This window comes from Kaistella palustris DSM 21579, from assembly GCF_000422265.1.
Lineage (GTDB): Bacteria > Bacteroidota > Bacteroidia > Flavobacteriales > Weeksellaceae > Kaistella > Kaistella palustris.
On record NZ_KE383812.1, the window covers coordinates 353,153 to 366,420 of the forward strand.

At 37.4% G+C, this 13,268-nt stretch carries 7 protein-coding genes and 1 pseudogene; 2 read left to right on the top strand and 6 right to left on the bottom strand.

Annotated elements, in window-relative coordinates:
- Positions 1-181: 181 nt before the first annotated feature.
- On the top strand, positions 182-2,551 hold the full coding sequence (locus H562_RS0111730) for a polyribonucleotide nucleotidyltransferase (protein ID WP_027377677.1): 2,370 nt from the start codon (positions 182-184) through the stop codon (positions 2,549-2,551).
- Between the two features lie 64 nt (positions 2,552-2,615).
- Positions 2,616-2,776: pseudogene (locus H562_RS15790) on the top strand (acyl-CoA dehydrogenase family protein); the annotation flags it as partial.
- A 37-nt stretch (positions 2,777-2,813) separates the two neighbouring features.
- On the opposite strand, the gene H562_RS0111735 reads toward H562_RS15790, so the two are convergent.
- From H562_RS0111735 to H562_RS0111765, 6 genes are all read right to left on the bottom strand, one after another.
- Positions 2,814-7,160 carry an NACHT domain-containing protein gene (locus H562_RS0111735; RefSeq protein ID WP_027377678.1) on the bottom strand — a complete coding sequence of 1,449 codons (4,347 nt, stop codon included), beginning with the start codon at positions 7,158-7,160 and terminating at the stop codon, positions 2,814-2,816.
- 2 nt (positions 7,161-7,162) lie between these two features.
- On the bottom strand, positions 7,163-7,561 hold the full coding sequence (locus tag H562_RS0111740) for a hypothetical protein (protein WP_156831997.1): 399 nt from the start codon (positions 7,559-7,561) through the stop codon (positions 7,163-7,165).
- A gap of 98 nt (positions 7,562-7,659) precedes the next feature.
- A complete protein-coding gene (locus H562_RS0111745) occupies positions 7,660-9,039 on the bottom strand; it encodes a tyrosine phenol-lyase (protein ID WP_027377680.1) in 1,380 nt (459 codons plus the stop codon).
- A gap of 348 nt (positions 9,040-9,387) precedes the next feature.
- Positions 9,388-10,575, bottom strand: a complete 1,188-nt coding sequence (locus H562_RS0111755) for a DUF1501 domain-containing protein (protein WP_027377681.1) — start codon at positions 10,573-10,575, stop codon at positions 9,388-9,390.
- Between the two features lie 105 nt (positions 10,576-10,680).
- Positions 10,681-12,057, bottom strand: coding sequence for a DUF1800 domain-containing protein (locus H562_RS0111760; RefSeq protein ID WP_027377682.1), 1,377 nt, complete (start codon positions 12,055-12,057; stop codon positions 10,681-10,683).
- 68 nt (positions 12,058-12,125) lie between these two features.
- The gene (locus H562_RS0111765) at positions 12,126-13,115 is read right to left on the bottom strand and encodes an NAD(P)H-dependent flavin oxidoreductase (protein WP_394330174.1); all 990 of its coding nucleotides are present in this window, start codon (positions 13,113-13,115) and stop codon (positions 12,126-12,128) included.
- Between the last annotated feature and the right edge of the window lie 153 nt (positions 13,116-13,268).

The following is a 13,268-nucleotide window of genomic DNA, read 5'->3' on the forward strand; positions in this document are numbered from 1 at the left end:
ATTCTACTTCCGGCTGAAAACTCATTTTACAGTTAATGAATTCCGGGAAAATTAAATTGCAATACCCTATTATGCAACTTCCCGATGCACTCGCGAAAATTCCGTACATTTGCCCACGAAAATTTAAATAGATTAAATACTAACTGCACTCAATACGGAGTGCCAAAGACGAACAAATTTTATGAATGCTCCACAAGCAATTATTGAAAAAATTCAATTAAGCGATGGCAGAGAAATCACCATCGAAACGGGAAAACTGGCCAAGCAGGCCAACGGATCCGTTGTAGTAAAAATGGGTGGCACCATGCTCCTGGCCACAGTTGTAGCCAGCAAAGAGGCAAAGGAAGGTGTAGACTTTCTGCCACTGACAGTAGATTACAGAGAGAAATTTTACTCCGCAGGTAAAATTCCCGGAAATTTTTTCAGGAGAGAAGCAAGACCATCTGATGAAGAAATTTTAACAATGAGATTAGTCGACCGTGTTTTACGTCCGCTTTTCCCATCAGATTTTCATGCAGAAGTTCAGGTGATGATCTCCCTGATTTCTTATGATAAGGAATGTATGCCGGAATCTTTGGCCGGACTGGCAGCATCTGCAGCGATCGCACTCACTGATATTCCTTTCAACGGACCAATGTCTGAAGTAACTGTTGCCAGAATCGACGGAAATCTTGTTGTAAACCCAAGTATGGAAAATTTAGCGAAAGCAGATTTAAATATTATGGTTGGTGCAACAAAAGATTCTATCGTAATGGTAGAAGGTGAAATGGAAGAAATTTCTGAACAGGAAATGATCGAAGCGATTAAATTTGCACACGAAGAAATTAAAGTTCAGGTTGCCGCACAGGAAAGATTAGCCGAGAAAGTTGGCAAATCACTACCAAAAAGAGAATACAGCCACGAGAACCACAACGAAGAAATTCGTGAGAAAGTTTGGGCTCAGACTTATGATAAAGTTTATGAGGTTGCAAAATCTCCTTCAGCAAAAGAAGAAAGACATGAAAACTTCCAGGCAGTTCTGGAAGAATTCCTGGCACAATATTCCGAAGAGGAATTAGAGGAAGTGAAGCCATTCGCAAAAATCTATTTCCACGACGTGGAAAAAGAAGCGATGCGCCAAATGATCCTTAACGACAAGATCCGTCTGGACGGCAGAACACCGGAAACCATTCGCCCGATCTGGTCAGAAGTTGATTATTTACCGGGAGCACACGGTTCTGCGATCTTTACAAGAGGAGAAACTCAGTCATTGACTGCAGTAACTTTAGGTTCTGTAAAAGACGCCAACATGGTGGACACGGTTGCCATTAATTATGATCAAAAATTCTTCCTACACTATAACTTCCCACCATTCTCAACCGGTGAAGCAAGACCTTTAAGAGGAACTTCAAGAAGAGAAGTAGGTCACGGAAACTTAGCTCAAAGAGCTTTAGCGAAAATGATCCCTACAGAAAATCCTTACACCATCCGTATCGTTTCTGATATTTTAGAATCAAACGGTTCGTCTTCAATGGCGACGGTTTGTGCCGGAACTTTAGCTTTAATGGATGCCGGTGTTCAGATTTCAAAACCGGTTTCGGGAATTGCGATGGGCTTGGTAACCGATCCAAAATCCGGTAAATTCACCGTACTTTCTGATATATTAGGTGATGAAGATCACTTAGGTGATATGGACTTTAAAGTAACAGGAACTGCAGACGGAATTACGGCTTGCCAGATGGACATCAAAGTAGAAGGTCTGACCATGGACATCATGGAAAAAGCGCTACTTCAGGCGAAAGACGGAAGACTGCACATCCTTAACGAATTACTGAAAACACTTGACGCACCAAGACCGGACGTGAAACCGCACGCACCGAAAATGGAAGTTCTGGAAGTTCCAAAAGACTTCATCGGCGCCATCATCGGACCTGGAGGAAAGATCATTCAGCAGATGCAGAAAGATTTCGAAACCGTTATCGCGATTGAAGAAATCGGTGAAATCGGCAGAATCGAGATTTCAGGTGTGAACAGAGAGAACATCAACGCAACCATTGCAGCGATCAACGAGATCTGTTTCGTTCCTGTAATCGGAAGCGTGTACAACGGTAAAGTTGTGAAAGTAATGGATTTCGGTGCATTCGTAGCGATTGCGAAAGGTACCGAAGGTTTACTGCACATCTCCGAGATCGAATGGAGACGCCTCGACAATGTTCCATACAATGAAGGCGACATGGTAGAAGTAAAATTCATGGGTTACGATGACCGTAAGAAAATGAAACTTTCACGCAAGGTTTTATTGGAAAGACCTCCAAGAGAAGAACGTCCGCAAGGTGACAGACCTCAAAACAATGACCGGCCAAGACGCGATAACAGTCGTGACAACCGTGACAACCGCGGTAACCGCGACAACAACGGTCCAAGAGGCGACAAACGTGAAGGAAACCAAAATGGCGGAAATAACAGACCTCAGCAAGACTCGCAATCCAGCGAGCGTTCGGCCGGCGAAGATAATTTCAAGCCTTTAAACGAAGGTGAGAATCCAGGTAACGAGAAGCCGGAAGGTTTCTAACAAACAGAAATATAATTAGTGATCCGCTGAATTTTTTCAGCGGATTTTTTTTATGGTTTAAGCTTCCCGCGCTCGCGAAGTGCTGGCTAGAAACGGTATTTTATGATAATACAAATTTGCCCAATTCGTCATCGATGCTTAAGCCATCTATTCCTATGAAGGCACAAAGAGATTAATTCGCTGATTGTCGGCAGAAGTATTACTGGGTTTAGCGCGTTTGTTTAAAATTAATAACCTGAAAACAAGTTGTTTTTTCTAAAAATCAATTGTTCTTTTTCTTGTAGAGAATAAGATTTTCCCTAATGTAATATGCCTTTGAAGAGCCGAGATTAATCATCAAATTTAAAAACCATAAGAATTCATCCAATAATGAGTCATCTTCTTTGATGGTTTTAAACTTGTTTTTAAAACTACTCATTACTAATTTTTCTCCATAATAATAATTTATTTCAACCATCTTATTAATATCAGATTTTAAATGCTTAGTTAAAATTTTAATCCCATAAGGCATTAAACTTTGAAAACCAATACCAGATAAAAGTTGCATTAAAGAACTTATATTAACATAATTAAGTTTCTCTATTTTTTTTAAATAAATATTTGATCTTGTTTCGTCCTGTAATATTATCCAATTATCTGCGTCAGACTTCCAATTGCCATAAAATAGAAATTCTTGATTGAATAATTTTGTTTCATATTTAACTTTTGAATAAAGTATTTCCCAATAGACCCATAAATTATCTAACATTTTTTCAGAGTCGCTATTGCTATCAACTTTGTAATAGAACCATTGTATTATTTCTTTGATAAATTTTATAACATCATATTGTTCACGGTTTTCAGGTTTAAAATTAATCCCTTTATCTATTATAAACTCAACAAATAGTTTTGCATTTTCATTTGAAGGAATTTCAAAAAGAAAATCAACAATAATTCCTTTGATAGAAGATCCTATTTTATGATAAATATATCTTTCTTTTCCAAATAAATAAGATTCGATTTGGGCACTAAATACTTTCTCAAGAAAGTTGTACGAAAAATTATATTCTTTATAAATCGGGAAAATATGTAATGCTTTATCTAAATCCCAGTGAGAATATTTGAGGTAAGTTAGATCTGTAAACTCATAATCTTTATCATTCTGCTGAATAAAATCTAAAATTTCTCTTTCTTCATTTTGATTTTTTTTTATTTCTTTTTCTGAATATTGAACGTGTTTTTTATATTTTTTGTTAAATTCAGAATATAAAATTAATCCTATGAAACAATTATAAGCAAATTGGTAATCTATGTCCCAAACAACTTTATTAAATGATTTATGAAGATTTTTTAAATGATGGTCTTTTTCAGGATGAATATCTCTGAGAAACAAAAAAATAAGATTTCTAATTTCATCAATTCTTATGTCATTAAATTTATTTTTAAATAAGAGTAAATTAGGTAGTGAATGATATATCGAGTCGTTATCATAGATACTTACTTTAGAATAAAGATTTTCATAATCGCGCTCATTTGTTTTCCTTTCATATAGTTCTTTAGCAATTTTTAAAATCGTATCAATACAAAATTCAAATTCATCATCGTTTATTTTACTGCTAAACAAATCCAATCCTAATGTTGCCAAAGTACCTACTGGAAATACATTAAAAAAGTCTAATTTGGATTTGTCATAATTTTGGTAATATTTAAAACTTTCTTTCCAATATTCATAAGAAACATTTTCTTCTGACTTCTTTTGAAATGTTTGTGCAATCCATAATGTATATTTTGAATATTCATTCTGAAAATCACTTTGTATTTCATTACGCTGCATTTCCTTTTCTAAAGAAGCATCGACTGAATAATTAGGAGATATTTGTATAACTTTTTTACCTTCATGTTCAACTTCTTCTATTTTTTGTTTTCTACGATCGATTTCGGATAATAATTTTAAAAAGTAAACATCTTGTTTGTCATGTTTATATTCTAAAGTATCAATCATTTCAAAAATTCTTCCATCTAAATTTCCATAGAATAACTGATATTGAATTAAGAAGCCTGTTAAACCCTTATGATATTTTTGTCTATGCTCCCATTTCAATGCTTCTTTTCTTTCATTATCACATAAATCTGCTTCCCAAGAATAATTCGGCAATCCGAGTAATGATCCTGCCATAAATTCATTCGACCATCTATTTCTATCCCAATCGAAAATATGCTTGTCAGACAAAAGGGGTAAAAATTTATCTCCTACTTTTGTAGGATAAGCCATAGTTATACTTGAAAGAACAGAAACAAGAATTACAGAGTTAGATTTTGTGTATATATCATCAAAAAATGTCTGAATTAATTCATTAGCTTTCTCTGATTCGATCTCCCCTATTTCATGTAAATATCTTTCCAAAGCAACAACTATTGATTGCAATAAATATGGAACAGTGGTATTTCCGCCTCGATTTACAGACCACAAATAAGTAGATCCATAAATTGAATAACTTTTGTTGTTATATAAAATTTCAATTGTTTTTATATCATCTGCAGTCCTTGCAAAACCATCATCTTTTAAAAAATCTGATTTAACATAATATTCAACACAGTAATTTGTAAATTCTATAATAAAATCTAATGCTTTCCAAGGATTAGTTTTGAGAAGTTTAAAAACGAATGTTTGATAAGCGCTTTGGGGAAAATAACTAAAATCATGTCTAGTAGTTAAACCGAAATGTTGTTCTATCCCGGAATCATGATGTTCAAAGCCAAACCGACTTCTAGATTTAACTTTTATATATTTCCATTTAAAATTGGCAAGTTTTATAAGTTCATCGGGAAATAATTCTGGTAATGTACCTGAATGGAAATGAGATAAAGCATATTGCGCCTGTTTTCTCTTTCTATCTTTTATTTTGTAATTTTCTTCTGCATCTTTAATAAATAAATTATCAAGTAATACTTTTATTTCCACAGGAATGTATTTTGTCAATTTATACAGTAATTTTATTCCTTTTTCTGTTAAAGAACTGCTTTCACCTGCATTCATCCAATCTGCCCCTTCCTCAAAATTATTTAGAATCGTGTCAACAATTTTACCTACATACTTTGGTGTATCTAAATGGGTAATTGTTCCAAAATATAAAATGTTTTCCCAGTCATATAAAAATCTTAATATTTGAACGTCTATTCCTGAAATCTCGTCAATATTTTCAAACAAAAATTTTATGACAACGTCCCACCCCTTATTATTGGGACATTGATTAAAATCTTTCCCACTAATTTTAAGTAAGTGGATTACTTTTTTAAGTAGATTTAAATCATCTTCTAGAAGTTCATCTTTATTCTCAATAAAAAATTTATTACATAAGTCAGACTTAATTATTGCGATTAAAATCTCATCTTTCCAATGGTTTTCAATTGATGCATTGTTAATTGTTTCAATCACAAAGTTATAAATCCAATTTTCAGATTCTTCTACTTTAGATTCAATCCATAATCTATATCCTCTTCTGATAGCAGGTTCATTAGACAGTAAATCATAAAAAATATTAATTTTAGGATTGTTAACTTTTAAATTATTTATATACTTAATCAATCCCCAATCCTCAAATATATCGTGTGATGGAGCATATAATTCGTTTTCCTCAAACAAAATTCCATCGGATTTCAATCTATGTATAATATCTGAATCAAATTCTTTTACAGTTGTTAGTAGGGTAAGATTTTTTGCCCTCTTCACAACAACATCAATAAATGTGTTTTGTCTATTTTGTTCAAAAAGTATATTACTTCCACCAACCACATTATTCCAAAGCTGCTTTTTAAACTCGGTAATATTAATGACAGATAAATCTTCATCTGTCACTGAAATTAGTTTTTCAGCTAAGGAAAGATATTTCGGAATTCTAACAATTTCGGAAAGATGTTCATTTTTTACAATGGAATCTAGTGCAGGTATATATTTAACAAAGTGTTCCAATTCTTCGATAGTAAGTGGCGGGACTTTTATTATTGTTGAATTATTCTGTAATAATTTTTTGTCGACATAATTAAATAGTAATTTATCTAAAGCATAACTCCTACAAGAAGTAATCAATTTTACAGTCTTATTTTCTGCTAAAATTGTCATTAATTCTTTAAATGCTTCCGCATCTCCTTCCAACAATTTCTCAAAACTGTCTATATAAATTAACTTATTAGGAAACTCTTTAAACTCATTAAATATTTCTGTAATACTTATAGAAACACTTATTTCGTGCAACGTGTTTAAAAGAGAACTTCTTAAGAATTGATCTGCTGCGAAAGATATTATACAAGTGTTTTCAAGTGATTCCAGAATTTGTTTCGCATATGCAGATTTACCTGAGCCTGCTTCTCCGTCGATGAATATAAATTGGTTTTTATTCAACAACTCTGCAATAGATAACTGAGTAAGATTTCGTCCTATTTGCACGCCCGATATATCTGATTGAATTTTATTTATAACATTTTTGGTTTGTTCAATTATGCTTTTTAATTTTTCTTCCTTATTTTCAAGATTTATAATAATTTTCTGAATAAAATTATTGTCGCCATTTACAAAATCTCCACCTTCAGTTTTAATTATAGAACTATCAATTTTATTTTTGTCAACTTGCACTTTTATGATATTTGGTTATTGTCCCCAGTTATAAAATTCCCACCTCCTGTATTCACATTGCCCGTAACTACATTTTTACTATTTGCTATAACATTGCTGATTTTCGGCAAATTTTGTAAAATATCTTTTAAAAATTTTTCATTTTCCGGATTATCTTCTATCGAGTTCTCTACAATTGTTTTGACAGCATTTTGATGATCGACACTTTCAGGTTTATCTACTAAATTTTTTAAAGCATTTTTTGGTTCGCCATATTTAAAGAATAAAGATTTTAGCCAACTAATACTTCCATTTGTTAAACTTTCACTACTCGTTTCGACGATTTTCTCTGCACCTTTTTTGGCCATTTCTATTAAGAAAGGGTATAATACTGCTAATGATGAAATTGTTATTGGGTCCATAAACTTATTTTTAATTAGTTTTCTAAAATTAATAATAAAAATCAAAGTACTACCAATAAAACCAAAAAACCACCTCTCTCAAGGTGGTTTCCATTATTTTAAATTTGTTCAAATCTCGCCTGGAAAAACCGCAGGTATTTCGGTTCGTAGATCATTTTCAAACCTTTGATGGAATTTCGTCGTTCATAAACTCTGGCGGTAGATTCCGCGATCACATCCATGTGCGCCTGGGTATAGACGCGGCGGGGAACGGTAAAACGCACGAGTTCCAGTTTCGGATAGTGATTTTCGCCGTTGGATTTCCTTCCGGCTGAAACAATTCCTCTTTCCATGGTCCGTATTCCGGCATCCAGATAAATTTCCGCTGCTAAGGTCTGCGCCGGAAATTCATCCTGCGACAGATGTGGTAAAAACTGTTTCGCATCCACAAAAATCCCATGCCCGCCAATAGGTTTTACAATCGGCACACCGAATTCCCGCATTTTATCGCCCAGATAAAATACCTGACCTATTCTGGCTTTCATGTGTTCATCCTGCACACTTTCGTGAATACCAATCGCCATCGCTTCCATATCTCTTCCCGCCATACCGCCGTAGGTATGAAGTCCCTCATAAACAACGACCATATTGCGCGCTTCTTCGAAAATACCTTCATCACGCAAAGCCAGGAATCCACCAATGTTTACAAGCGCATCTTTTTTCCCGCTAAAGGTGGCGCCGTCTGTTAAACTGCAGATTTCCTTCACGATTTCCGCGATGGTTTTCAAACGGTAACCTTCTTCTTTTTGCTGGATGAAAAAAGCATTTTCCGCAATACGCGTCATATCGAGCATGACCTTAATGCCTTTCTTTTCCGTATATTTCCGGACTTCTTTCAGATTGGCCATACTTACGGGCTGCCCACCTGCCAGGTTTACGGTCACTGCCACGCAGAGATACGGAATTTTTTCCGCGCCAAATTCCTCAACAAGTTTATCTAGTTTATTAAGATCGACATTTCCTTTAAAGGGAAAATCCGACGTGGAATCATGTGCTTCATCAATAATTACATCGTGGAAAATCCCGCCCGCCAGTTCCTGGTGAAGTCTCGTAGTTGTAAAATACATATTTCCCGGCACGATATCTCCGGCTTTGATCATGATTTGTGAAAGAATATTTTCCGCACCACGACCCTGATGTGTGGGAATCAGATACGGATAACCGTAAACCTCTGCGACGGCTTTTTCGAGGTTGTAATAATTCTTACTTCCCGCATAAGCTTCGTCACCGTGCATCATGCCGCTCCACTGATCATCGCTCATTGCGTTGGTTCCGCTATCCGTGAGCAGGTCGATATATACATCTTCGGATTTTAGGAGAAAAGTGTTATAACCGGCTTCGGCCAAAGCTTTTTTCCGTTGTTCAGGTGTCGTCATTTTGAGCAGTTCCACCATTTTAATTTTATACGGTTCTGCCCAACTGTTTCTTTTTGGTACCATTTTTTAAGTTTCTTTTTAAAGTGTTTTTGTTTTTTTATTAAAGGCGTCGGCGCCTTCGGGACAAAGTGCTGAAAAAGAAACTCAGGTCGGTTTTCGAAGAAATTTTTTGTAGAGAATCATGGTAAACTGATCCCGAAAAGATTCAGAATATTTCAGGACTTTCAGTTCGGCGTCTTTCATACCACGATTATATAAACAAAGATAGCGATTGTGGGCACGCAGAAAATGTGATTATACTCATACGGAAGCCTTATACTTTCATCAAAAATTGCCTTTGATTCAGACTTACAGCTCATTCAAAAGAAGCTTCAACGCGGAAATGATCCGTCATAGTTCTACAGCTAAACTTTAAATAAAATCATAAAGCCCATTTTTCCAGCCGAGAATCTTAGAAGAATCGGCGCCCAGCCAGCTTTTCAAGACGGTCGCATATACTTTCCGGAAATCTTCAGTATAGATCAGGTCACCATCATTCAGTTTCTGAAGGTCCGGCAATGCATTAAGCAATCCTTTCTTTTTTAAACCGCCGGAAGCGAAAAACATCTGATTCGCAGTACCGTGATCCGTTCCTTTGCTCGCATTTTGGGAAACCCTTCGGCCAAATTCCGAAAAAGTCATTAATAATACATCTTCAAACCTTCCATTGGATTTCAGGTCCTGAACAAACGCTTTCACGGCCTCATTGATCTGCGTAAAAAGCTGTGTCTGTCTTTGGTTTTGATTCACATGCGTATCGAAACTCCCAATAGACAGATAGTACACTTTGGTGTTGATATCTGAATTAATAAGTGAGGAAACAGTGCGGAAATCTTTTGCCAAAGCGGAATCCGGATAAGTCGCGCTGCTGGCCTTTGCCTTGCTCTTCGCGAAAATATATCCGGCATTATCAATGGTGGAACCCATGGTCTGGTAGAGATATTCTACCGTTTCGTCGGCGTGGTTGTGGGAGTCGTAAAGTGATTTAAAATACTTTTCCTGAGAGGTTTCGTAAAGTCTTTTCGGTTCTTTGAAGGCGAAAGCTTTTTTATTTTTTCCCTTTAAGGTCAAACTCAACATGTCGTCGATTTCCAGTGCCTGCGTGGGATGTGCGCAGTCGTAGCAAGCTTCATCCAGATAGCGCCCGACCCAGCCGGTTTCCAGAAACTCATCGCTTCTGCTCGCAGACTGCCAGATATCCATACTTCGGAAATGCGATTTGTCCGGATTTGGGTAACCGACATTATTCAAAACGGCCAGTTCACCGTTATCAAAAAGCTCTTTAAAATAACTCAGCGAGGGATTAATGCCGGCTTCCTCCGTTAAAGACAGTGAATCAGTGATCGCGATTGCAGATCTTTCCCTAAAGTAAATATCATTTCGCGCCGGAATGACTGTATTCAAACCATCGTTTCCACCCGTCAATTGAAGGATAACGAGAATACGTTTTTCACGATCAACTGCCTCAGGCAGAGCCATTGCTTTTAAAAAATTCGGCATCATGAGCGAAGCTGTTGCCAACGAGGATATTTTGAGGAAGTCGCGTCTTTTAAGTAACATAACTGGAGATTTGAGATGGGAGATGTGAGATGTGAGATGGTGAGAAGTGAGATATGAGATATGAGATATGAGAAAAGTAAATTTTAAACTTGGATTTCCTTCCGTTTAACAAAGCTGATATTCCGGCGTCGACATTACGTTGATGATTTCCTGTTTCACAGAACTGTCCGAAAATTTCTGAACCGTATCCTTTGAAAGTGAGGCACTTTTCTGCAGGAGCAATTCCTCGATATTTCTGTTTTTAAAAACAGACTCAACCAAATTCCAGTCGATGGTGATATTTGGGTTCTTAAAATTTTTCGCGGAATTAATTGCGGTTTTCATGCCCATTTCTATATCGTCGTCACTTTTTGGTTCCAGTTCCAAAGGCCGCAGCCCCGACCAGATCTGCGGCATCTGAAGCCGCACCATCAATGTAGAACTGTCGATCCAGGATTTCCCCGAAGGCCAGCCCGCTACATTCGGCGGATACAGCAGCATTTGCCCCAAAAGTTTCTGGTAGACAATTAAATTTTCGGGTTTCCCAATCTTCATCGGCAGGATCCGCAGCATACCGACCATCAGTTCAACCGGCGATTTAATTTTTGCACCGATATTATCTTCTGCGTAGAACCATTTGGCCGTAAATATTTCCGAGAGCAACTTTTTAATATCGTAATTCGAGGCGTAAAATTTTTCACTCAAATCATTTATAATGGATGTGTTCAATTTTTCATTAACAAAAAATCTGTAAATTTTGGAAACGATGAACCGCGAAGTTGCTTTTTGTTCCAGGATTATTCTCAGAATATCACTGCCATCGAAATTTCCGGTTTTGCCGAGAAAGGTTTTTGGTCCGAAATCGTGCGTTTTGGGGCGCTCGAAAAAAGTTCCTTCAGGTCCGAAACTCCAGCCTGTAAAAGCTCTCGCACCTTCCTGAACATCTTTTTCTGAATAATTCCCGCGTCCCATAGTGAAAAGCTCCATGACCTCGCGCGCAAAATTTTCATTGGGATGGTCCTTTTTGTTTTGCTGATTATTCAGGAACTGAAGCATTGCCGGACTTTGCGAAACCGCCTTCAAAAGCTCACCGAAATTACCGAGCGCATTTTCGCGGATGGTATTCAGCAACTGTAAATTAAAGAGGGAATTGTTGGTGCGGCAGGCAAAATGGCCGTGCCAGAAAAAAGCCATCTTTTCGCGGAGCTGATCTTCGGACTGAACCATTTGATTGAGGAACTTCAAATTGAGTTCTATATTGCTGCGGCGGTTTTTCCTGGCGGCTTCTTTTTTCGAGGCGGCATCCAGATTACCGAACTTTTTATAATCAAGATTTTCAGTGGGTTCGCTGAGCTGCAGAGGCTGAAAAGGATAAGTTGAAGATAAACTTTTCCCGATTTCCTGCAGCGAAAGTTGCTTTGAATTTTCTATCTGCGAAAGACGCGGTCCAAAACCCGCCCGCCAAAGTAAGTGATTATTTTTCTGGAGCGCTGAAACAGTCATCGGATTATTTCAACCTTTGATGACAGGAATAAAACAAGGTTAAAGCAAAATCTCCGGATTTTAAAAACTTAAAAATCGCTTACGGAGGCGCCGTAGTATTCCTTTAAGATATTTTCGAAAACCTTTTCTACCGGAAGAATTTCCTCAATTAAAGCGGAAACCTGTCCGATCTCAAGTTCGCCTTCCTCCAGGTCGCCTTCGAACATGCCGCGTTTGGACCGCGCTCTGCCAAGTGTTTCTTTTAAGGCATCGACATTGCGACCGGTCTCATACAGTTTTTCGAGATCGTGGTAGAATTTATTTTTGACCATTCTTACGGGCGCAAGTTCCTTTAAGGTTAAATGAGTATCGCCTTCATTCAGCGAAATGATCTTATTTTTCCAGTCATGGTGTGAACTTGCTTCCTGCGTGGCAGCGAAGCGCGAACCGATCTGCACACCATCTGCGCCCAAGATCATCGCTGCTTTCATTTGCGAGCCTAAGGCAATGCCACCCGCTGCAATCAGCGGTGTTGAAATATGTTTCCGGACGTTTGGGATAAGACAAAAAGTTGTAGTCTCATCGCGCCCGTTATGGCCGCCGGCTTCAAATCCTTCCGCAACAACCGCATCTACACCTGCCTGCTCACATTTAAGGGCGAACTTTGTGGAGGAAACGACGTGAGCCACTTTCAAACCTTCTTTCTGAAGGGTTTCAGTATAGGTTTTGGGATTTCCGGCTGAAGTGAAAACGACCTTTACTTTTTCTTCAAGGATTATGTTAATGACTTCATCAAGGTTTGGGTAAAGCATAGGCACATTTACACCGAAAGGTTTATCTGTCGCGGCTTTGCATTTCTGTATATTTTCGCGTAGAGTATCGGGATACATACTTCCGGCTCCAATAAGACCTAAACCGCCGTTATTCGATACCGCTGAAGCCAGACGCCAACCGGAATGCCAGATCATGCCACCCTGAATAATTGGATATTTGATCTGAAATAAACCGGTAATCCGGTTTTGATTTTGCGACATGTCCTTCAGCTTTTTTGCAGCTCCGAAATCTATAAAACTACTCATTGGGTAAATTTAGAGAATAAATGAGAAAAAGAAAAGTGGAAGCCAAAAATTTCCCGTGCGAATACGACCTTGAATACTGGCATTTGCATTCCCGGCGAACGCCATTAAGAAAGACAAAAAAAAATCTCCGTCAAAAAAAACGGAGATCTTATA

Bases quoted from the DNA above. Each gene is read 5' to 3' on its own strand.
- H562_RS0111730 (WP_027377677.1), top strand. From the start codon at position 182: ATGAATGCTCCACAAGCAATTATTGAAAAAATTCAATTAAGCGATGGC.
- H562_RS0111740 (WP_156831997.1), bottom strand. From the start codon at position 7,561: ATGGACCCAATAACAATTTCATCATTAGCAGTATTATACCCTTTCTTA.
- H562_RS0111745 (WP_027377680.1), bottom strand. From the start codon at position 9,039: ATGGTACCAAAAAGAAACAGTTGGGCAGAACCGTATAAAATTAAAATG.
- H562_RS0111755 (WP_027377681.1), bottom strand. From the start codon at position 10,575: ATGTTACTTAAAAGACGCGACTTCCTCAAAATATCCTCGTTGGCAACA.
- H562_RS0111760 (WP_027377682.1), bottom strand. From the start codon at position 12,057: ATGACTGTTTCAGCGCTCCAGAAAAATAATCACTTACTTTGGCGGGCG.
- H562_RS0111765 (WP_394330174.1), bottom strand. From the start codon at position 13,115: ATGAGTAGTTTTATAGATTTCGGAGCTGCAAAAAAGCTGAAGGACATG.